Source organism: Salinicola sp. V024, assembly GCF_052645315.1.
This window is the reverse complement of record NZ_JBQXYB010000003.1, coordinates 344,797-364,365: the sequence shown is the minus strand read 5'-3', so window position 1 is coordinate 364,365 and position 19,569 is coordinate 344,797. Positions and strand designations below refer to the sequence as shown.

At 64.1% G+C, this 19,569-nt stretch carries 21 protein-coding genes; 12 read left to right on the top strand and 9 right to left on the bottom strand.

Annotated elements, in window-relative coordinates:
* Nucleotides 1-83: 83 nt before the first annotated feature.
* Genes ACUN9V_RS07590 through ACUN9V_RS07575 form a run of 4 tightly spaced genes read left to right on the top strand, consistent with a single transcriptional unit; the run spans nucleotide 84 to nucleotide 2,894 of the window.
* On the top strand, nucleotides 84-668 hold the full coding sequence (locus tag ACUN9V_RS07590) for a hypothetical protein (RefSeq protein ID WP_445510948.1): 585 nt from the start codon (nucleotides 84-86) through the stop codon (nucleotides 666-668).
* Nucleotides 665-1,126, top strand: a complete 462-nt coding sequence (locus ACUN9V_RS07585) for a hypothetical protein (protein WP_075562200.1) — start codon at nucleotides 665-667, stop codon at nucleotides 1,124-1,126. The genes ACUN9V_RS07590 and ACUN9V_RS07585 overlap by 4 nt, the downstream gene beginning before the upstream one ends.
* A complete protein-coding gene (locus ACUN9V_RS07580; RefSeq protein WP_445510947.1) occupies nucleotides 1,123-1,815 on the top strand; it encodes a DUF1007 family protein in 693 nt (230 codons plus the stop codon). The genes ACUN9V_RS07585 and ACUN9V_RS07580 overlap by 4 nt, the downstream gene beginning before the upstream one ends.
* Nucleotides 1,803-2,894, top strand: coding sequence for a nickel/cobalt transporter (locus ACUN9V_RS07575; protein ID WP_445510946.1), 1,092 nt, complete (start codon nucleotides 1,803-1,805; stop codon nucleotides 2,892-2,894). The genes ACUN9V_RS07580 and ACUN9V_RS07575 overlap by 13 nt, the downstream gene beginning before the upstream one ends.
* Before the next feature lie 48 nt (nucleotides 2,895-2,942).
* Here ACUN9V_RS07575 and ACUN9V_RS07570 read toward each other — a convergent pair whose 3' ends face one another.
* The gene (locus tag ACUN9V_RS07570; protein ID WP_445510945.1) at nucleotides 2,943-3,368 is read right to left on the bottom strand and encodes an HIT domain-containing protein; all 426 of its coding nucleotides are present in this window, start codon (nucleotides 3,366-3,368) and stop codon (nucleotides 2,943-2,945) included.
* Between the two features lie 222 nt (nucleotides 3,369-3,590).
* Between ACUN9V_RS07570 and ACUN9V_RS07565 the strand changes: the two genes are divergently transcribed.
* The 5 genes from ACUN9V_RS07565 (at nucleotide 3,591) to ACUN9V_RS07545 (ending at nucleotide 8,486) form a co-directional block, all read left to right on the top strand.
* Entirely contained in the window at nucleotides 3,591-3,722 is a 132-nt protein-coding gene (locus ACUN9V_RS07565) for an entericidin A/B family lipoprotein (protein ID WP_075562204.1), read from the top strand.
* Nucleotides 3,723-3,912: 190 nt separating this feature from the next.
* The gene (locus ACUN9V_RS07560; protein WP_445510944.1) at nucleotides 3,913-4,722 is read left to right on the top strand and encodes a formate dehydrogenase accessory sulfurtransferase FdhD; all 810 of its coding nucleotides are present in this window, start codon (nucleotides 3,913-3,915) and stop codon (nucleotides 4,720-4,722) included.
* 300 nt (nucleotides 4,723-5,022) lie between these two features.
* Nucleotides 5,023-7,374, top strand: a complete 2,352-nt coding sequence (locus ACUN9V_RS07555) for an FdhF/YdeP family oxidoreductase (protein ID WP_445510943.1) — start codon at nucleotides 5,023-5,025, stop codon at nucleotides 7,372-7,374.
* Nucleotides 7,367-7,654 (top strand): MarR family transcriptional regulator, encoded by a 288-nt coding sequence (locus ACUN9V_RS07550; protein ID WP_445510942.1) that lies wholly within the window; start codon nucleotides 7,367-7,369, stop codon nucleotides 7,652-7,654. Before ACUN9V_RS07555 ends, ACUN9V_RS07550 begins: the two co-directional genes overlap by 8 nt.
* Before the next feature lie 67 nt (nucleotides 7,655-7,721).
* Nucleotides 7,722-8,486: an SDR family NAD(P)-dependent oxidoreductase gene (locus tag ACUN9V_RS07545; protein WP_445510941.1), complete on the top strand. Its 765-nt coding sequence runs from the start codon at nucleotides 7,722-7,724 to the stop codon at nucleotides 8,484-8,486.
* A 98-nt stretch (nucleotides 8,487-8,584) separates the two neighbouring features.
* On the opposite strand, the gene ACUN9V_RS07540 is transcribed toward ACUN9V_RS07545, so the two are convergent.
* From ACUN9V_RS07540 to ACUN9V_RS07525, 4 genes are all read right to left on the bottom strand, one after another.
* A complete protein-coding gene (locus ACUN9V_RS07540) occupies nucleotides 8,585-9,301 on the bottom strand; it encodes an alpha/beta fold hydrolase (protein WP_445510940.1) in 717 nt (238 codons plus the stop codon).
* A 7-nt stretch (nucleotides 9,302-9,308) separates the two neighbouring features.
* A complete protein-coding gene (locus tag ACUN9V_RS07535; RefSeq protein WP_445510939.1) occupies nucleotides 9,309-10,622 on the bottom strand; it encodes a CitMHS family transporter in 1,314 nt (437 codons plus the stop codon).
* Nucleotides 10,623-10,739: 117 nt separating this feature from the next.
* Nucleotides 10,740-11,069, bottom strand: a complete 330-nt coding sequence (locus ACUN9V_RS07530) for an AtuA-related protein (protein ID WP_445510938.1) — start codon at nucleotides 11,067-11,069, stop codon at nucleotides 10,740-10,742.
* A 7-nt stretch (nucleotides 11,070-11,076) separates the two neighbouring features.
* Nucleotides 11,077-12,462: an acyclic terpene utilization AtuA family protein gene (locus ACUN9V_RS07525; RefSeq protein ID WP_445510937.1), complete on the bottom strand. Its 1,386-nt coding sequence runs from the start codon at nucleotides 12,460-12,462 to the stop codon at nucleotides 11,077-11,079.
* Nucleotides 12,463-12,569: 107 nt separating this feature from the next.
* On the opposite strand from ACUN9V_RS07525, the gene ACUN9V_RS07520 reads away from it, so the two are divergent.
* Nucleotides 12,570-13,484, top strand: a complete 915-nt coding sequence (locus tag ACUN9V_RS07520; protein ID WP_445510936.1) for a LysR family transcriptional regulator — start codon at nucleotides 12,570-12,572, stop codon at nucleotides 13,482-13,484.
* On the opposite strand, the gene ACUN9V_RS07515 is transcribed toward ACUN9V_RS07520, so the two are convergent.
* From ACUN9V_RS07515 to osmF, 4 genes are read right to left on the bottom strand one after another with little or no spacing between them, the layout of a single operon-like run.
* A complete protein-coding gene (locus ACUN9V_RS07515) occupies nucleotides 13,481-14,248 on the bottom strand; it encodes an ABC transporter permease (RefSeq protein ID WP_445510935.1) in 768 nt (255 codons plus the stop codon). The genes ACUN9V_RS07520 and ACUN9V_RS07515 overlap by 4 nt on opposite strands.
* Complete coding sequence (locus tag ACUN9V_RS07510; RefSeq protein WP_445510934.1) at nucleotides 14,245-15,324, bottom strand: ABC transporter ATP-binding protein; 1,080 nt, start codon at nucleotides 15,322-15,324, stop codon at nucleotides 14,245-14,247. Before ACUN9V_RS07510 ends, ACUN9V_RS07515 begins: the two co-directional genes overlap by 4 nt.
* Nucleotides 15,325-15,358: 34 nt before the next feature.
* Nucleotides 15,359-16,552: an ABC transporter permease gene (locus tag ACUN9V_RS07505; protein WP_445510933.1), complete on the bottom strand. Its 1,194-nt coding sequence runs from the start codon at nucleotides 16,550-16,552 to the stop codon at nucleotides 15,359-15,361.
* 7 nt (nucleotides 16,553-16,559) lie between these two features.
* On the bottom strand, nucleotides 16,560-17,504 hold the full coding sequence (osmF, locus tag ACUN9V_RS07500) for a glycine betaine ABC transporter substrate-binding protein OsmF (RefSeq protein ID WP_445510932.1): 945 nt from the start codon (nucleotides 17,502-17,504) through the stop codon (nucleotides 16,560-16,562).
* A gap of 358 nt (nucleotides 17,505-17,862) precedes the next feature.
* Here osmF and ACUN9V_RS07495 point away from each other — a divergent pair, with 358 nt between their 5' ends.
* Nucleotides 17,863-18,180: an I78 family peptidase inhibitor gene (locus ACUN9V_RS07495; protein WP_445510931.1), complete on the top strand. Its 318-nt coding sequence runs from the start codon at nucleotides 17,863-17,865 to the stop codon at nucleotides 18,178-18,180.
* Nucleotides 18,181-18,381: 201 nt separating this feature from the next.
* Nucleotides 18,382-19,437, top strand: coding sequence for a hypothetical protein (locus tag ACUN9V_RS07490; protein WP_445510930.1), 1,056 nt, complete (start codon nucleotides 18,382-18,384; stop codon nucleotides 19,435-19,437).
* Nucleotides 19,438-19,569: the final 132 nt, after the last annotated feature.

Genomic DNA, 19,569 nt, shown 5'->3' with positions numbered 1-19,569 from the left:
TCGAAAAGCGCCGGGGACCGTGGATTGGCAGGCGGGAAAATGGCATGCTGAACACTGTTCGCAATCCCTGCGAGGTGGCTGTCATGAACGATCGATTTCGTCGAGCTAGGCGCTGGTCGAGTCTCTGCATCGGGCTCGCGATACTGAGCGGATGCCAGGCGCTGTCGGCGCCGGGACCTACCTCGTCGGCGGGCGGCGACGTGCTACCGAGCGCCTGTCGCTGGCCTGCCAGCGGAGACTCGCTCGAGCGTCTGCGGGCGACCCGCGACGCCCTCGAAAGCCAGGGCTACGCGATCCTGGACACCGATGCCACCCTGGGCCTGGTCAGCGCCGAGCGCAAGACCGCACAGCCGGGCCTCGGCGCCGTGAACAGCCCGTTCGGGCGTACCGGCTTCTGGGGCGGTTTCGGTCTGGGTGGCCGGCACGGTTATTCGCTAGGTCTGTTCCAGAACTTCGGCGGCGGCTACAACACCGATCCGGTCCAGATCGAGCGTGTTTCGGTGGTGACGCCGGACGCGACCACCCTGGTCGATCGTGACTCGGTGGTGGTCGACTACAACGGCTATCTGATCGATGCGCGCAGCTACAACCAGCCCTCGTTCTGCCAGCAGCTACATCAGGATATCGAATCTCGCCTGAACCAGCCCACTGCGGGAGCGGCCCCATGAGCCATCGTGAAATGACGACACGGCATGACGCCATCAATGGGCGATTCCGGGTTCGACGAATCGTCGGGCCGGGTCTGTTGTTCGGAAGCCTGCTGATCGCAAGCCTGTTGCTGACGGCCTGCGCGGTGTCGCCCCAGGCGCAGCCGAGAAGCATCGCGGTGCAGGCGACCGCCGACGAGACGCTCAAGGCGACACTCGCGATGCTGGCGGAGCGCGGGTTCGTGATTCGTCATGGCGATGGCGACCTGGGCCAGATCGATGCCGTGCTGGCGTCGCGCTCCGGTTACGAGATGCACGCCAAAGTCACCAGCGGTGGCGAACGCCCGCCGGGGCTGGTTCTGCAGAACGGCAATACCTATCTCACCTTGAGCGGTCGGCGCGGCGGGCATCCGCTGGAAGCGGTCGAGCTCGATCCTCTCTTTATCGATGTTCAGAATCGGCTGGGGTTGTTGCCTTGAGAAAATGGACGCTGCTGCGCGGCTGGCGTGGCCTGGGAATTGGCGTGGCGATCGGGCTCTCGGCGGGGGCGCCTTCGACGGGCATGGCGCATCCCCATGGCTGGGTCGACCTGAGCGTCGAAGGCGTCTTCGACGGCCAGGGCGATCTGACTGCTCTGCGCCAACGCTGGCGCATGGATCCGTTCTACAGCCAGGTGGTGATGGAGGACATGGCGCAAGTGAAAGGCGAGACCACGATGGCGCAACGCCTCGACGCGCTGGGTGTCGAGATCCGCAACAATCTCGAGACGAACGATCATCTCACCCATATCACGCTGCACGGCAAGCCGGTGGCCCAGGGAACGGTGACCGATACCAATACCGAATATCGCGACGAGCGCCTGATCTTCAGCTTCGTGCTGCCGTTGGCCAAACCCCAGGCGATGGCGGGCCAGACGTTGCGCTATCGGATATTCGACTCGACCTACTACATTGAAATGCTCCACGAGGCCAATGCCGACGGCTCCCAGCCGCTGCCCGGTGCGCTGACGCTGGAAAATGCCCCTCAGGGTTGCCATACGCGGATTCTCAAGGCCGATCCGGATCCCGACAAGGTGATGGAGGCCTCGATGCTGGATACGACCCAGCAGGGCGAGCCCAACCTGGGCCAGTTCTTCGCCGAAACCGGAGAGATCACGTGTCCCGGTTGAGCGTGATGGCCAGATTGCTGATCCCGCTGGCACTGCTGGCTGCCATCGGCATCGCCGGCTATGCGCTGGGATGGTGGCAACAGATGGCGGTCCAGATCGTGCTCTGGCAGGGCAAGCTCTACCACGCCCTGGTCGAGGCGGTCAGCGCGCTGAATCGCGCGCCGAGTGTCACCACGTGGAGCGTGCTGCTCGGCGTGAGCTTCGGCTATGGCGTCTTCCACGCGGCGGGGCCGGGTCACGGCAAGGTGGTGCTGAGTACCTACCTGGCCTCTCAGGGCGGCGCCTGGCGCCGCGCGCTGGGGCTATCGGTGCTGGCGGCGCTGCTGCAGGGCGTCATGGCGATCGCGATCATCGGGGTGCTGGTGTTTGGGCTGGGATGGCTGACCCGGCAGGCGATGGGCAGTATCGATCAGGCTGAGCTAGCGAGCTTCGTGATCGTCTCGCTGGTCGGACTCTGGCTCTGCGTGCGCTCGCTACGCCGGCTATGGCGTTCGCGTCATATCGGCGCCGCCCCGGCGACCGTGACCTCGGCCTTCACGCCGGTCACGCCCGGCTCCAGATCGAGTCAGTCGTCGCTTGGGCCGGTGTTGCCGTCACGCCACGCCCATGACGCGCATTGCGGCTGCGGGCACGAACATCATATCGACCCGCGCGAGGCTGCAGACTGGCGGGTGGCGCTGCTGACCGTGCTGTCGATCGGCATTCGGCCCTGCAGCGGCGCCGTGCTGCTGCTGGGCGCGGCTGCACTGCTGGATCAGTTCGGCAAGGGCGTCGTTGCGGTACTGGCGATGTCGCTGGGAACGGCGCTGACCGTCTCCTCGCTGGCCTTGCTCAGCGTGCTGGCGCGGGACTGGGTCAAGCGTCATCTCAAGCCCACCGCCGCCAGCGGTCAGTGGCAGGCCTGGGTCGGTCTGGCGGGGGGCGCGCTGATACTGGTACTGGGCCTGTCGCTGACTCTGGCCCAGTGGCAGCAGGGACCGGCCGCCGCGCCACCCTTGCTGGGCGGGTCGATCTCCGATGCCTCCAGCACGCAGCAGTCCGGTCAAATACCCGGTCCGTTTGGCCCTGGGCGAGGTTGACCCGCCGACTCGGCCCATGGGATCGCAGAGCCCTCTAAACGTCGTCGTCTAACGCGCGAGACCCGCTTCTTTCGCCAGCCGAGCGATCTCCGCACGGCGCTTCTCGAGCGCTTCATCAGTATAGGCTTCGGCGCTGCCCTGGCCCCAGACCGGCCCGGGCCAGGCGGCGTCATTCTGAAAGCGCACGATCACATGGAGATGACATTGCGCCACCACATTGCCGAGCGTGGCGATGTTCAGCTTGTCGCCGCCGTAGTGGCCCATCATCGCCTGCCCCAGTTGGCTCGCTTCCTGCCATAGCGTCGCCTGCTCGTCGGCGCCCAGATCATAGACTTCGACGACCCGCTCGCGCTGCGGAATCAGAATCGCCCAGGGGTAGCGGGCATCCCGACTGAGGCGAACCTGACACAACGCCAGATCGATGACGTGGACGCTGTCCTGCTGCAGTCGCGAGTCGAGGGTGAAAGTGGGCATGAAGCCTCCGAGTGAGAACGATGAATGACGGGGGAAACGCCAGCTCCAGAACCGCTGACGGCGAGTCGGTAACCGGTAGCAGTTTAGACGCCAAATCCGGCAGTTAGACAAGTTGTCGTACGCCTTTGCGCGACTCTCTGCTACCTTGATGACAGGCCGATAACAAAACGGCCCGGATGAGCCACGAATTCATCCGCCCAAACCGTTAAGGAGGACGACACCATGAAACGCCTAATTGCTTTCTCTCTGTTCGCACTGTTCAGTGCCGGTATCCTGGCGGGCTGCAACACCGTCGATGGCGCTGGCAAGGACATCGAGAGCGGTGGCGAAGCCGTACAAGACGCCGCCAGCTGAGTTCGCGACGCCCGATCCCCAGGATCGGGCGTTTCGGTTGTATCGTCAGGCGAGTCGTATCGTCAGACTAATCGTATCGCCAGTCCGGTCTTTACGTCAGCACGACCCCGCGCCAGAAATCCCGCGTCGTCTACCACCCGTGATATCGTTTCACTGCTTCCCGACGCCCGTCGATGGAATGGAGTGACCTATGACAGCGCCGTTATCCTCTCGCACCGAAAGCCCCTCGCAGTATCCCCAGCGCGAGCTCGATCCGTTGACGGCTTTCGAGGATGCCAGCAGCCTGGCGCTCGATACGCTGCCCGGTCCGCAGGAATCGCCCGTCTCCATCGTTTTCAACGATACGGCTTACGCCACGGTACTGGCGACGCCGGATCAACTCGCGTCGCTGGCCGTTGGTTTCGCGTTCAGTGAAGGAGTGATCGATCGCTATGCCGATGTCGAAGCCGTCGACATCGAAACCAGCCGGCATGGCTTTCGGGTCCGCCTGCGGGTCGCCGAGCGGATTGCCAGACGCGCCGGCAGCCAGGCGAGGGCGACGCTATCGACCAGCGGCTGTGGTGCCTGCGGGGTGCAGGAGGAGTCGCAGCTGCTGTTCGGCTTGACCCGCCTGCCGGCCACGACCTTGCCCGAGACGACGACGATCGCCGCCGGGCTGGATGCGCTGCGAAACGAGTCCGCTCCCGGCGTGCATCTGGCTCTGGGGCTGTCCGAGATCGGCGAGATCATGACGGTGGGCCGCGATATCGGCCGCCACAACGCGCTGGACAAGGTGATCGGCGCCAGTCTGATCGCCGGCAACATGCCCGCGCTGGTGATGACCTCCAGCCGCTGCAGTCTTGAGCTGGTGCAGAAAAGCGTTCGGGCGCGGATCCCGGCGCTGGCGACGCTCTCGTATCCCTCCCGGCTCGCGGTCGAAGTCGCGCGCAGCTGCAATCTGACGCTGATCAACTGCCATCGCGGCAAACGCCTCGAACTGCTGAGCCGCGGTGACGGCTAAAAGTTCGTCCACTCCCCCGGTTATCCTCAAGCGCAGCGCGTAACGGCCGATACGCTATCCCGTTTGGCGCGCAAGCCCCCGTCCGTCAGGTTATCGACAGCTGAAACGTTAGCGGCGTAATATACTTTGGTATTACGACCAACGTTCATGTCGGCTCCGTTGCCCATCCAGCGCGCGAGGCTTTCCTTGCGCCGAGAGCGAATCCCGGTCTTCATCGCCGCCGCACTGCCGTGTGCCGGTGGCGGGCGCGTCTGTCACTGCCATTCCCGTTCGTCACCCCTCGAACGTTTAAGGAGAAGCATGTCCCAGTCCCAGCAGGAATCCAGCCCAGACGTGTCCAGTGCTGATGCCATTCAGCCCGATGCGAAGGTATTCGCCTATCACAATCCGGCCGGTGGCTGGGGCGCGCTGAAGTCGGTGGGCAAGCATCTATTGCACAGCCGCTCGCCGGCGCTCAATGCGCGTTCGCTGTTCAAGCTCAATCAGCCGGACGGTTTCGACTGCCCGGGCTGCGCCTGGGGCGATCCGGAGCACGCGTCGTCGTTCGAATTCTGCGAGAACGGGGTCAAGGCGGTGACCTGGGAAGCGACCGCCAAGCGTGTCACGCGGCAGTTCTTCGCCAGGCACAGCGTCAGCGAATTGAAGACCTGGGACGACTACCGCCTCGAGGATCAGGGCCGTCTGGTCGAGCCGATGCGCTATAACGCCGAAACGGATCACTACGAGCCGATCGGCTGGGACGCGGCGCTGGACCTGATTGCGGCCGAATTGAAGGCGCTGCCGTCACCGAATGACGGCATCTTCTATACCTCAGGCAAGGCCTGTAACGAGTCCGCCTACGTGTTTCAACTGCTGGCGCGATTCTTCGGCACCAACAACCTGCCCGACTGCTCCAACATGTGCCACGAGGCCAGCGGCTCGGCGATGAATGCAGCGCTGGGGACCGGCAAGGGCAGCGTGCTGCTGGAAGATTTCGAGAAGGCGGAAGCGATCTTCGTCTTCGGTCAGAACCCCGGCACCAATCACCCGCGTATGCTGGGCGTGCTGCGGGAAGCGGCGGAACGTGGCGCGACCATCGTCACCTTCAATACGTTGAAGGAGCGCGGACTGGAGAAGTTCGCCGATCCGCAGAAGCCGTTCGAGATGCTGCATAACGGCAGCCACCGCATCAGCAGCCACTACTTCCGGCCCAAGCTCGGTGGCGACATGGCAGTGGTGCGGGGCATGGCCAAGGCGCTGTTCGCTCGCGATGCCGCCGGAGAGGACGTGCTCGACCACGACTTCATGGCCGAGCATACCGCGCATCTGCAAGCCTACCGCACCCGCGTCGAGACGACCGACTGGGCGACGCTGGAAGACCAGTCCGGCCTGACGCGCGACGAGATGGAGCAGGCCGCCGAACTTTACGCGCGTTCCAACGCCACCATCGCCTGCTGGGCCATGGGGATCACCCAGCACGAGCACTCCGTGGCGACCGTGCGCGAGATCATCAACCTGCTGATGCTGCGTGGCAACATGGGCAAGCCGGGCGCCGGCCCGTCGCCGGTTCGTGGGCACTCCAACGTGCAGGGCGACCGCACCATGGGGATCTTCGAAAAGCCCTCGCAGGCCCTGCTGGACGCTCTCGAAGCGCGTTACGCCCGAGCCATGCCGCAGGAGTTCGGCGTGGACTCGGTGGCCGCGGTCAAGGCGATGCGTGACGCGCCGGGCAAGGTATTCATTGGCCTGGGAGGCAACTTCACTCGCGCCATTTCCGATAGCGTTGTCACCGAGCAGGCCATGGCCAACTGCCGATTGACCGCGTTCATCAGCACCAAGCTCAACCGCAGTCACCTGGTGACCGGCGAGCAGGCACTGATTCTGCCGTGCATCGGGCGTACCGAGATCGATGCCAACAGCGCTGGCAAGTCGCAGCTGATCACGGTGGAAGATTCGATGAGCATGGTGCACGGTTCCGCCGGGATCAATAAACCGGCAGACAAGTCGCTGCGCTCGGAAATCTTCATTCTGACCGGTATCGCGGAACGCTTGTTTGCCAACGACGAGCTCGGTAACGACGGGGTCGACTGGGCCTCGCTGCGCGAGGATTACGACGTCATTCGCGAGCATATCGCCGACGTCATTCCCGGCTTCGTGGACTTCAACCAGCGGGTTCGGCAGCCACGTGGGTTCTGGCTGCCCAACTCGGTCGCCAGCCTCGAGTTCGCTACCGCGACCGGCAAGGCCGAGTTTTCCGACGACGCGCTGCCGCAGGCGGTCATGCACCAGCGTCTGGCGAAACGCGACGGTTGGCTGACGCTGCAGACGATGCGTTCGCATGACCAGTACAACACCACCGTCTACGGCTATAACGACCGTTATCGCGGCATCGAGGGCGGCCGTCAGGTGATCTTCCTCAACCGCGACGATATCGCGCGGCTGGGCTTCGAGGCCGGGCAGTGGGTCGATCTGGTCGGTGAGTCCGATGACGGCGTTACGCGCCGTGTCGACGGTTTCAAGATCGTCGCCTACGACACGCCTCAGGGCTGTGCCGCCGCGTATTACCCGGAAACCAACCCGCTGCTGCCGTTGGATCACAAGGGCGTGCAGAGTCACACGCCGGCCTCGAAATCCATCGCCGTGCGCCTGGAAGCCAGCACGCGACTTGCCTGAGCTTCCGGAACTCATCGAGCTGCAGCGCCAATGGGAGGCGCTGCAGCTCGAGCATCCCCAGCTCGACCCGGTCGCGGCTCTGGTGCTGGTGGCGCTTCGGCAGTCCGATGCGCCGAGTGCCACCGGCGTTTCCTCGGCGGTGCTGTCGCGCCACCTGGGACTCGAACATGCCCTGATCCGGCGCGCGGCGGCCGAGCTGGAGGCCGGCGGCTGGGTCACTGCCCGGCCGTCCGGTGGCGCCAGCCCTGCCTTGCGGTTGATTTTGACACCCACTTGCTGACTCAATGCCGGTATCGACGACTGTCGCGATCATCGCAGAACACGATCACCGTAGAGAGGAAGCCTGCATGTCGGATCATCACCTGAATGGACGAGTCGCCGTGGTCACCGGTGGCGGCGTGGGCATCGGTTACGCCATCGCGAAGGCACTGGCGGCTGCCGGGGCGCGAGTCGTCATCACCTACCGCTCCCACGAGCCGGATGCAGAGGCGCTGGCGGCGTTGTCCGCCAGTGGCGGAGAGACGGCGTTGGCCCGGTCGCTGGACGTCACCGATGAAGCTGCCGTCGAGGATTTCGCGACCTGGCTGAAAGAGGAGGTCGGCGGCATCGATATCCTGATCAACAACGCCGGCGGCTTGATTCAGCGTTCGACCATCGAAGAGATGCCGTTCTCGCTGTGGCGAAGGGTGCAGGCGCTCAACGTGGATTCGGTCTTTCTGGTCACCCATCATCTGCTGCCGCTATTTGGCGACAACGGTGGGCGCATCGTCACGGTGTCATCGCTGGCCGGGCGCAATGGCGGGCATGCCGGTGCCACGGCCTACGCCACCGCTAAGGCGGCGCTGTTCGGCTTTACCCGCGGGCTGGCCAAGGAAGTGGCGGGGCGGGGGATTACGGTCAACGCGCTGGCGCCGGGTTTCATCGAGGCGACGCCGTTCCATGCGACCTTTACCACCGATGAATCCAAGCGCGCCACTATCGACACGATCCCCGCCGGACGCGCCGGTCTGCCCGAAGATGTCGCCTCGGCAGCGGTCTGGCTGGCCAGCGATAGTGCCGCGTTCGTCTCCGGCACCATCGTCGATATCAACGGCGCCCAGTACTTTGGTTAAGCGCTTTGGTTAAGAGCGGTGGCTAAGGGCTTTGGCTAAGAGCTTTGGCTAAGGGCTATGACCGAGAGCCTTGATTAAGGGTTTTGACTGACGGCCCGCTAGTCGAGCGTGGCAAGGAAATCGTCGAGGCAGGCGGCTAGCGCTTCGGGGCTTTGGAGCATCGGGGTGTGGCCGGCGTCGAGGATCTCGAGTCGGGCGCCGGCGATACCTGAAGTCAGCGCTTGGGCGTGCTGGAGTGAGCGGGCCGGGTCGCGCTCGCCGTGAACGACCAGCGTCGGGCAGCGGATGTCGCCTAACCGTCCCGTAAGATCGAGTCGACGCAGGCTCGTCATGGCGCGGTAGGCACGTTCGGGGCCGGCGGAAAGCGCGTAGCGGCGCAGCTCGTCGCCGTGGCGAGCCAGTGCTTCTTCACCGATGCAGCGCAGCAGGAAAGTCTCGATGAAGGCTTCTCCCCACTGTGCCAGCAGCCGCTGCGGCAGATCGGGATCGCCATGGTGGGCGGCGCTGGCGCCGGTATCGATCAGAATCAGCCCGTCGAGTTCGCAACCCAGCTGTGCCGCGACCTGCAGCGCAACGACTCCGCCGGCCGAGTGGCCTACCAGAACTCGACGATCCAGAACTCGACGATCCAGAACCCGCGCCGGCCAGCGGGCGACGATCTCCCCGGCGGCGATCTCCAGGTCGCCGTCGCCCGGCCCGGCCAGCCAGTCGAGCGGCTGCCAGCGCCAGCCGTTTCCAAGCAGTACCGGGTCGAAGATCGTCGGTGACAGCAGCGTGCCGGGCAGCGCCATCAGCGAGCCCGGCATGAGAGTCATGTTGCCATTAGCCACCGATGGCGCCGATCAGCCAGGCGAAGGCGAGCAGAATGATGCCGATGCCCCACGCCCACAGGAAAGTGAACTTGAGATGCTCGCGCAGCTCAACACCGGCCAGACCGATGGCGAGATAGACGCTGGGCACCACCGGGCTGATGCTGAAGCCGGTGTTCTCGCCGATCAGCATCGCGCGGGCAACCGCTTCGACCGGGACGCCGGCAGAGGTGGCGATGTCACGCACGATCGGCATCAGCGCGAAATAGTAGGCGTCCGGCGAGAACAGCATGCCCAGCGGCACGCCGAAGAAGCCGACGATCAGATGCAGAACACTGGCCGAGCCATTGGGCAGCAGATCGATCAGCGCAGTGGCCATGCCTTCTGACATTCCCGCGCCGGCCAGTATGCCGAGCAGAATCCCCGCGGCCAGCATCACCAGCGCTATCTGCAGGGCATCGTTGGCGTGCCTGGCCAGTTCCTTGCCCTGCGCTTCCGGGCGCGGGTAGTTGAGCAGCAGCGCGATACCCAGGCCGACCATGAAGCTTGCGTAGAGCGGGAAGGCGCCGGTGAACAGGATCAGCAGAATGATCAGCGTCAGCACCACGTTGGCCCAGTAGCGCCAGTTGCCGATCGGCAGCGCCGTTTCCCGCGGCGGCAACAGGTAGGCGCTCATGTCGCCGCCATTGCCAGCCTGACCGTGGCCGTTGGCTCGATTGTGGCGTTGGGCCTTGATGCCGAAGTAGCTCGCCAGCGCCAGCAGCAGCACCATACCCAGCGCCTGTACCGGGATCAGTGGCAGCCATAGCTCGGAGGCTTCCACGCCGGCCGTGGCCGCGGCTCGTGCCGTTGGGCCGCCCCACGGCACCATGTTGATCACGCCGGCGCTCAGCCCGACCAGACAGATCAGAATCAGCGGGCTCATGTTGAGACGCTGGTAGAGCGGCAGAAAGGCGGGAATCGTGAGCAGGAAAGTGGCGGCGCCGACGACGTCGAGATGCGCGATGGCCGCCACCAGCACGGTAACGATGGCGACTCTGAGCGGCTCGCCGCGGGTGCGTTTGATCAGGAAGTTGACCAGCGGGTCGAACATGCCACGCTCGCGCATGACCCCGAAATAGAGAATGGCGAAGATGAACAGCGTCGCGGTCGGCGCGACGGCAGTCAGGCCATCCTTGATGAAGCCGCCGGTCTCGGCCGGCGTGAAGCCCGCCAGCAGGCTGGCAACAACCGGTATCACGGCGAAGCCGACCACCGGGGTCAGTCGTTTGAGAAGTATCAGTGCGATGATGCCCAGCATCATCACGAATCCGAGCGTTGTTATCATGATGGCTCCGTGAGTTGGCGTTGTGGGACGCTCGAGCGTCTCTTGGCGTGGTCAGAACAAAGGTGAATGTCGAAGGGCCGAAGTCGAAACCGATTGAATCGGATCGAATCGGGTCGCTCAGCCGTCGGGCGGCGACAGACGCATGCCCAGCAGCAGATAGCTCAGACTCTTGCCGTGGCGGTCGAGCGTCGCACTCTGATTGACGCCGCCTTCCAGTGCGCCCTCGATGACGAAGTTCATGCCATCGAGATGGGGCAGGCAGTAGCGGGTCACCTTGTGGGGGTGACGATGGTCGAATCGTGCCGCTATCGCCGCTTCGGAAAGGTGTTGCTCGAGCCAAGCGTAGTGGCGGCTTTCGAAGGCGAATATGGCCACGTTCAGCGTGTTGCCCTTGTCGCCGGCGCGGGCATGGGCGAAGTCGGCAAGTAAAACGTCTTGGTTCGTCATCGGTGCCTCATTGCCAGGAAACGAACGGCGTGACCCGCTCGCGCGCAATCAGAAAGGAACGGGTGCGAAGTGATTCGCTCAACTGCCGACGAACGCCGCCGCCACCGGCCGGCCCGTTGAGGTAGAGCGCCTCGAGTTCCTGCAGTGCCAGGTCGATGGCACTCCGGTCGCGATCGACGATGCCCAGGCGCAGGCGCACGTCTTCCACCGCCGGGGCTTCTCTCAGGCGCTTTTCCAGCCATTCGCCGCTGCCATCGTTGAACAGGCTGGCGACGCCGATCAGATCGAAATGCGGCCTCAGTCGCGGCAATCGGGCGCCCAGGCGCTGGCGCAGAATCTCCAGCGCCAGTTGGGCGCGTTCCACCGCGTCAGGGCCGGCGTAGGAGATGCCCGCTTCACCGAACCACAGCCCGCGCAGCCCCAGGTTGCCCTTGAGCGTTGCCGGTGCCGGATGCCCGTGAACATCGTGTATCGCGACCCGGTCCGGGCCCAGGGTTTCCAGTCTCGCTCGCGAGACGTCGAGTGTGACGTCCGGCGTCAGGTAGGCCGCCGGATCGTGAACCTCGTAGAGCAGCTGTTCCTTGACCGTCTGCTCGGTGACGCAACCGCCGGTGCCTGGCGTCTTGGTGATGACCAGGCTGGCGTCGCTGCCGACTTCGGCAATCGGGCAGCCAAGGCGGGCGAGATCCGCGACGGTCTTGCGCCTGGCATCGGCGAAATAGCCGCCGGTGATCTGAGTGCCGCACTCCAGCAAGTGGCCGGCGGCGGTCGCCACCGCCAGATGCTTCCAGTCGTCTGCCGCCCAGCCGTGGGCGTGACGCAGCGCGCCGACCGCCATCGAAGGATCCGCCAGCCGACCGCCGATGACGATATCGGCGCCGTCGCGCAGTGCCTGAGTGACCGCTTCCGCACCGATATAGACATTGCAGGAGACGATCTCCTCGAGCGGACAGTCGGCGGGAAGCCAATCGGCGGTGGCGGCCCGATCCCCTGGCTCCTCTCCCAGCTCGCCGCCCAGATCGTCGCCCATCACGCAGGCGATTCTGGCGTCCAGGCCTTGGGTCTTCAGCTGCTGGCGCAGCCGCTGTGCCGCGGCCACCGGGTTGGCGGCGCCACCGTTGGTGATGATCGGAATGCCGTGTGTCAGGCACGACGCTACGATCGGCTCGAGAAAGGCGAACAGGTGCGTGGCATAACCAAGAGCCGGGTCTTCGAGCTTGCGTAGCTGTGCCTCGGCCAGGGTGCGTTCGGCCAGCAGTTCGAAAAACAGATAGCGCGCCCCGTCTCGCTCGGCGAGTGCTTCGACCAGCGCGACGGCGGCATCCGGGCGGTCGCCGGCGAACCCGGCTCCGCAGCCGATGTGTGCGTAGCGAATGGATGGGGAAGATGACATGGGGAATCCGTTGAACCGTCGATGGCAGAGACAATGGCGCAGGGCGACAAGATCAGGCAAAGCCATATATCTTATGAATTGATAAAAAATATTTATTCGGAAGAGCGATGTTTCATCAACGACAGCTTCACGCATTCGTGTTGACCGCCGAGATGGCCAGCTTCACGCGGGCCGCGAAGGAAATTCACCTGTCGCAGCCGGCGTTGAGCTACCTGATACGAAAGTTGGAAGAGGAATTGGGTATCGCGCTGTTCGCTCGCAACACGCGCACAGTGATGCTGACCGATGGAGGTGAACTGTTTCTGGGCCACGCCCGGCGAATTCTCGCCGACATGACTCTGGCGTTGGACGAGACTCGCAACGTGCGCGAGCTCGAACAGGGAAGACTCACGGTGGCAGGACTGCCCTCGGTCGCTTCGTCTCTGCTCCCGCGTACCATTGCCGCGTTTCGCAAGCGCCACCCCAGGGTGACCATTGCCTTGCGCGACGGCTTGGCCGATCAGGTCCACCAGTGGGTACGCCGAGGCGACGTCGACATGGGGCTGGGCTCGCCGCTGGATCAGGATCGCGAGCTCGATTTTCAGCCGCTGTTTCACGACGATCTGATCCTGATCACGCCGCCGCGGGTGGTGAGACGTAGCGAATCGCCCTGGTACGGGCTCGATGAGATGCCGTACATCGCCATGACCCCGGGCTCCAGCGCCAGGCACTATGCGGATCTGGCAATGGATCATGCCGGCAGGCGGATCGAACCCAGCTGGGAAGTGAGCTTCATGAGTTCGGCGATCGCCATGGTGAGAGCCAAGCTCGGCTATGCACTGCTGCCGGCGTCCAGCGTCGACGTCTTCAACCTCGAGCAGATCACCCGGTTGCCCATCAACATGCGCGAGCCGCGGGAAATCGGCATTCTGCGGCGCAAGCCACTGCATTCATCGCCAGCGCTGGAGGCATTCGTGCGGCAGCTGCGTAAACAGATCGCGCTGAATGACAACGGCGAGCACCTGAGTGCCACCGAGGACTAGCCGCCAAAAGAATATCGTCGCTCCAGCCGTTCGAACAGCAGGTCGGTGACGATCGCCAGTAGGCCGACCAGCAGCGCGCCCTGGATCACGTAGGCGAGATTGTTGCCGACCAGGCCGGCGATCAACGGCGTGCCCAGGCTCTTGGCGCCGACGGTGGAGCCGATGGTGGCGGTACCGATGTTGATGATCACCGAGACGCGGATACCGGCGATGATCACCCGCATCGCCAAGGGCAGTTCGACTCGACGCAGAATCTGCCAGCGGCTCATGCCGTTGCCGCGGGCGGCTTCGAGTGTGGTATGCGTCACCGTGCCCAGGCCGGCGATGGTGTTCTGGATTACCGGCAGCAGGCCGTAGAGCGACAGCGCGATGATCGTCGGGGCGAAGCCGAAACCGGCCAGCGGCACGGCGATGGCGAGCACCGCGGCGGGCGGGAAAGTCTGGCCGATCGCGGCCAGCGACGACACCATCGGTTCGAACTCGCGCCCGACCGGGCGGGTCACGAATAGCCCGGCGGCGACGCCGATCGTCACCGAGATCAGCGACGACATCAGCACCAGGCCGATATGCGCGAGCATCAGGTTGAGGAAGCTGTCGCGCGAATAGAGCGGGTTGCCGAGATCGGGAAACAGCGCTCGGAACAGGGGTTCGAGCTGACCCATGCCCAGTGTCAGTCCGACCAGCAGCACTATCAGCACGCCCAGAACGCCGTTGCCGGCGGAGGCGGCGCGAAGTCGACCGAGCCCCTGAGTTGCGCCACTCATGACGCCGGGTCTCCTGTGCTCAGTCCGCTTTCGGCCTCGATCCCCATGATCCCCTGCATGCCGATCTCGGCGATCAGCTTGCCGGCGTCATCGACCACCGGCAGTACCATCACGCGGTACCACACCATTCGGGAGAGCGCTTCCTTCATGCTCATCTCAGGCGTGGCGGTCCACTCGGGTTTGACTTCGGTCACTTGATGATCGTCGTCCAGCCGGGCGCCCTCGAGAGCGATCGGCCGGCCGGCGTCGTCGAGTTGCCAGCAGTGGTCGAGACCTTTCAGCGTCGCATGGTGCTCGAAACTCGGCTCGCGTTGATACTGATGAACCCAACGCCGGGAGAGCAGCTTGAGACCGAGATCCGCCTGGCCGATGAATTCGCGGACGAAGTCATTGTCGGGCTTCACCATCAGCTCGATGGGCCGGTCGTACTGCACCAGCTTGCCGCCGTTGAGCAGCGCGATGCGCGTCGCCAGCTGAAGCGCCTCGTCCATGTCGTGGGTCACGAAGACGATGGTCTTGCCGGTCTGCCGATGCACGCGGCGCATTTCGGCCTGCAGCACTTCGCGGGTAAGCGGATCGACGGCGCCAAAAGGCTCGTCCATCAGCAGTACTTCGGGGTCGGCGGCCAGCGCCCGGGCCACGCCGACGCGCTGCGCCTGACCGCCGGAGAGCTGGTGCGGGTACTTGTGGCGGAATTCGGTCGGGTCGAGATGAAACATCGCCATCAGCTCGTCGACCCGATCGTCGATGCGCGACTTCGGCCACTTGAGCAGCTGCGGCACGGTGGCGATATTCTGGGCCACGCTCCAGTGGGGAAACAGCCCGGTCGACTGGATGGCATAGCCGATCCGTCGTCGGAGCTGTTCCGCCGGCAGCTCGGTAACATCGTCGCCATTGAGAATGATGCGCCCGCCGCTCAGCGGCACCAGGCGATTGATCATCTTCAGCGTGGTCGACTTGCCGCAGCCGGAGGGCCCGATCAGCACCCCGAATTCGCCGGTATCGAGCGTCAGCGAGACATCGTCGACGACGTTCTTGCCGGCGTAGGTCTTGGTTAGTCCTTGCAACTCGATCATGCGGATCTTCCCTGATTGGGACCCTAAAGTACGCTCAGCGAGTGCCCGGCGGCCGGCTGAGCGTGACCAGAATCTGCAGTGCGAAGTCGGCGATTACCGCCAGCACGATGGTCGGGATGGCGCCCAGCAGCACCAGATCGATGGCGTACTGGCCCAGGCCCTGAAAGATGAAGGCGCCGAAACCGCCGGCCCCGATCAGCGCGGCGACCACCACCAGGCCGATCGCCTGCACGGTGACGATGCGCAGTCCCGAGAGAATCACCGGCAGCGCCAGCGGGATCTCCACCTGCCACAGGATCTGGCGTGGCGTCATGCCCATGCCGCGCGCGGCTTCGAGCGTGCCGGCAGAGACGCCGGCCAGGCCGGAATAGGTATTGCGAACGATCGGCAGCAGCGAATAGAGCACCAGGGCGATGATCGCCGGGGCCACGCCGATGCCGCTGACGCCGAGATCGCCAAGCCACGGCACGGCGCGGCCGAGCGCCGAAAGCGGGGCGATGAGCAGGCCGAACACGGCGATCGACGGTAGCGTCTGGAATACGTTGAGCATGCTGAACAGGCCGTTGCGCAGACCGTCGCGGCGATTGACCAGCAGCCCCAGCGGCAGGCCGATCGCCAGGGCCGGGATCAGCGCGCCCGCCACCAGCAGCAGATGACAAATCAGCTGATCGACGAAATTCGCTTTCTGGTTGGCGAATTCGCGCATGATCGACAGCGGCGAAAGCAGATCGCCGGAGAAGCAGGCGCCGATCACGGCCAGCGCCGCCGCGCCGAACAGCGCGCGTTTGACCAGCCCGAGACGCAGCCGCTGTAGCGCATCGATGGCGATCAGCGCGCTGACGAACAGCAGGATCCAGAAGGTCGCGCCTTGAGAAACACGTGCGGCCGGTGAAGCATCGACCAGCGCGCGGTGGGCATAGTCACCGAGCGCAAAAAAATCCAGCCCCAGCAATGACAGAGTGGCGATCAGCGAAAGCCATAAAGAGGTGCGTTGGGGCAAGGGCCTTGCCAGTGTCGCGGCCAGCAGGGCCAGCCCGATGAGCGCGAGCGCCGTGAGCTGCCACCCCGGCAGGGCTTGCCACAGCATCATCGGCTGCCCCGAGGACAGCCGGTTGGGGGACAGGCTGGCAAACGGCAGCAGCACGCTGCTGGCGACCGCCGCAATCAGTAGCGTCAGCAGCACCCGGTTGCCGACCAGGCGAGAGTCGGCAGATCGTGCCAGCGTCATGATCGAATCAGTCCAGCAGGCCCTGTTCGATGAGATAGTCGTGGGCGACCTTGTCCGCCGACAGGCCGTCGACCTGAATCTTGCCGTTGAGCGTCTGCAGGGTTTCACGATCGAGCGATTCGAACACCGGCTTCAGCAGCCCTTCGATCTGGGGATGGGCATCGAGCACCGACTGACGCACCACCGGGGCGGGCTCATAGACCATCTGCACGCCTTTCGGATCGTCCATGACCTTGAGGCCGGCAGCAGAGATGGCGCCGTCCGTACCGTAGACCATGGCGGCGTTGGTACCGCTGGTGCCTTCCGCGGCGGCGCGAATGGTAGCTGCGGTGTTGCCGCCGGAGAGCACCAGCAGCTGATCTTCGTTGAGCGTGAAATCGTAGGCGCGCTGGAAGCTTGGCAGCGCCGCGTCGCTTTCGACGAATTCGGCCGAGGCGGCCAGCTTCACTTCACCGCCGTCGCTGACCCAGTGACCGAAGTCGGCCATGGTAGAGAGGTCGTTGTCACCGGCCACGTCCTGGCGCACGGCGATGGCCCAGGTGTTGTTGGCGGGCGCCGGCGTCAACCAGGCCAGCTGATGTGCTTCGCTGTCGGCAGCCTTGATCTTGTCGTAGCCGGCCTGTTCGTCTTTCCACGCCGGATCGTCGGTGGTGTCGGTGAAGAAGGCGCCATTGCCGGTATATTCGGGATAGAGATCGATATCCCCGGCGACCAGTGCCTGGCGCACGATGTTGGTCGGACCGAGCTCCAGCCGGCTGTCGACCGGCAGATCGGCGTTCTCCAGCACGTCGACGATCATGTTGCCGAGCAGAGAGCCTTCGGTATCGATCTTGGAGGCCACCCGAATCGGTTGCTGGTCATCCTGGGCCATGGCCTGACCGATGCCGAGACTGGCGGTGATCGCCGCGGCGGCGACGGAAGTGACGAAATGGGTCGTGAGCGACTGGCGCATGGTGGCATTCCTTTGCGATCGATGAACTCAAGGCTCGATTGTTGCAGAGCCGCCATCGACAATGGCGACTCCCGGTGGCCCGCCGACGAGGCTGGCCTGACTCGTGTAGATAGAGTCTGAGTTTAGCGGGAGTGCGCCCGGTCGACCAGCCGATGCCGAGCCTGACGCTAGCTGCTAGGCTAGGAGTCATGGTGGGGCGTTGGATGATCCGTTGTCGACTCGATACTTATGCGACATTCTGTTCGACGAGACAGGGCATTCGGCACGGTGTTTTCAGAACATCGTTCCAGCAAATCGCATTCAGAAAGTCGTATTCAGAAAGTCGTATCTAAAAAATCGTACTCAACAGGAGCAGGCGATGAAGATTCCCGGCGCGGCAATGATTATCAGCGGCATGCTATTGGCGGGTTGCAGCACCACACCCGAACCCGATCAGGCGCCGCCGCCACCCGATGTGAAATCGGTTCCCGAAGATGCCTGCGGCGCCCAGAAAGTGGGCAGTCTGGTGGGCGAGATCCTGACGGACGAGTTGCAGGCACGTATCGGCGAGCGCTCGCGCGCCGAGAACATTCGCGTCGTGGAGCCCGGCAAGAACTACACCATGGATTATCGATCCGAGCGTCTCAACATCAAGGTCGATCAGCAGCGCAAGATCACCGATATCGCCTGCGGTTGAGACCAGGAATTCGCCAACGCCCGCCTGGGCGGACTGTTGATCGTCTACAGCAGCGTGCGTCGAGGGCCGGCCAATCACCGGCCCTTTTCATGCCCGCATGTCGGGTCAGGCACGCAATCGTGCTTGCGCCAATGTCATCCCTGGACGCCACGGATAACGGCATCGGCGGAAAAATGCGCATCGATTGAACGAGGAGTCACCATGCTACGTACCGAAGTCATCACCGAAGGCACGCTGACCTGTTTTCCTTCCGGGTTGACCTACGACGACGGTTCACTCGTCAACGTCGAGGTGTCGGCCGTGGTTTTCGACGGCCAGCGCCTGATCCTGGCCAGCGACAAACCGATTCCCGGTGAAAGCCGGTCAGCCGCTTTTGCCTTCGATCTGATCGATGGCCTGCCGGATCCGGACAGCCATCGCTTCCTGACGGCCGAGGCCATTCGGCGTGCGGTCAAGTACGAGGATTTCGCACTGACCGTCGATGGCCGCTATATCTTGGCGACCACCGGTTTCGATCGTATCGATGACGAGAGCCACGATCTCAATGCCTACAATCATCTGCTGATCTGGCCGGTGGGCGACCCGGACCGCGTGCAGGTCGTCGATCCGGATCCACGCGACGGTGTCGAAGGTTCGCTGGAGCTGAGACGTAAGCTCGATGACGCCATTGGCGTGCCCTACTACAAGATCGAAGGGCTGGCGGCAGTGCCGTCGAGGCCCGATCTTGGTGAAGAGAGCGACGGCCTGCTGCTGTTCGGGGTACGCGAGCAGGGGCGGGCTCATGACGACTTCGAGTACGTGGCTCGCGTGGTGGGCGTGCACTACCGCATGACGGTCGACGGCAATCTCGAGTTCGTTGACGAGCTCTGCGAGCGCTATCGCTTCCAGCCCTCCGAGTATGCCGGCGTTCGCCATATCTGCGGGCTCTCCAGTCTCGAGTACGACCCCTACAACGATCGTCTCTATCTGATGGCCAGTTTCGAAATCGAGGACGACGAGGGCGAACAGACCGGTGGCTATCTATGGTCGATGTCGCTGGCCGACTTGAGCAGTGGCGCCAGCCCGTCGATCGTCGAGGACGCCCACGGCGAAGTACTGGAGTTCGAACACAAGGCCGAGGGGTTGGCGGTGCTCGATACCGAGCGGCTGTTCGTCGCCTACGACAACGATCGCGACATGACGCTGGGCCGGATCGACGAGCGCGACGAACGGGAAGCCTGCGAGGCGCCCTACACGGTGCTTCGGATCATCGACTGAGGCTGCGAATCCTTCTGACGCCATGAGTCTCAGGCTGACGCTCCGGATCTTTGGCTGACGCGTCTGGCTCATCGAGTCGTTGCCTGCGCGTTGCGAATGTACGACAGTCGGCTTTCACGACGTGATTCACAG

Bases quoted from the DNA above. Each gene is read 5' to 3' on its own strand.
- osmF (WP_445510932.1), bottom strand. From the start codon at position 17,504: ATGCGCCAGTCGCTCACGACCCATTTCGTCACTTCCGTCGCCGCCGCG.
- ACUN9V_RS07560 (WP_445510944.1), top strand. From the start codon at position 3,913: ATGACAGCGCCGTTATCCTCTCGCACCGAAAGCCCCTCGCAGTATCCC.
- ACUN9V_RS07540 (WP_445510940.1), bottom strand. From the start codon at position 9,301: ATGACTCTCATGCCGGGCTCGCTGATGGCGCTGCCCGGCACGCTGCTG.
- ACUN9V_RS07510 (WP_445510934.1), bottom strand. From the start codon at position 15,324: ATGATCGAGTTGCAAGGACTAACCAAGACCTACGCCGGCAAGAACGTC.
- ACUN9V_RS07525 (WP_445510937.1), bottom strand. From the start codon at position 12,462: ATGTCATCTTCCCCATCCATTCGCTACGCACACATCGGCTGCGGAGCC.
- ACUN9V_RS07570 (WP_445510945.1), bottom strand. From the start codon at position 3,368: ATGCCCACTTTCACCCTCGACTCGCGACTGCAGCAGGACAGCGTCCAC.
- ACUN9V_RS07585 (WP_075562200.1), top strand. From the start codon at position 665: ATGAGCCATCGTGAAATGACGACACGGCATGACGCCATCAATGGGCGA.
- ACUN9V_RS07515 (WP_445510935.1), bottom strand. From the start codon at position 14,248: ATGAGTGGCGCAACTCAGGGGCTCGGTCGACTTCGCGCCGCCTCCGCC.
- ACUN9V_RS07495 (WP_445510931.1), top strand. From the start codon at position 17,863: ATGAAGATTCCCGGCGCGGCAATGATTATCAGCGGCATGCTATTGGCG.
- ACUN9V_RS07545 (WP_445510941.1), top strand. From the start codon at position 7,722: ATGTCGGATCATCACCTGAATGGACGAGTCGCCGTGGTCACCGGTGGC.
- ACUN9V_RS07505 (WP_445510933.1), bottom strand. From the start codon at position 16,552: ATGACGCTGGCACGATCTGCCGACTCTCGCCTGGTCGGCAACCGGGTG.
- ACUN9V_RS07565 (WP_075562204.1), top strand. From the start codon at position 3,591: ATGAAACGCCTAATTGCTTTCTCTCTGTTCGCACTGTTCAGTGCCGGT.
- ACUN9V_RS07555 (WP_445510943.1), top strand. From the start codon at position 5,023: ATGTCCCAGTCCCAGCAGGAATCCAGCCCAGACGTGTCCAGTGCTGAT.
- ACUN9V_RS07520 (WP_445510936.1), top strand. From the start codon at position 12,570: ATGTTTCATCAACGACAGCTTCACGCATTCGTGTTGACCGCCGAGATG.
- ACUN9V_RS07530 (WP_445510938.1), bottom strand. From the start codon at position 11,069: ATGACGAACCAAGACGTTTTACTTGCCGACTTCGCCCATGCCCGCGCC.
- ACUN9V_RS07535 (WP_445510939.1), bottom strand. From the start codon at position 10,622: ATGATAACAACGCTCGGATTCGTGATGATGCTGGGCATCATCGCACTG.
- ACUN9V_RS07590 (WP_445510948.1), top strand. From the start codon at position 84: ATGAACGATCGATTTCGTCGAGCTAGGCGCTGGTCGAGTCTCTGCATC.
- ACUN9V_RS07490 (WP_445510930.1), top strand. From the start codon at position 18,382: ATGCTACGTACCGAAGTCATCACCGAAGGCACGCTGACCTGTTTTCCT.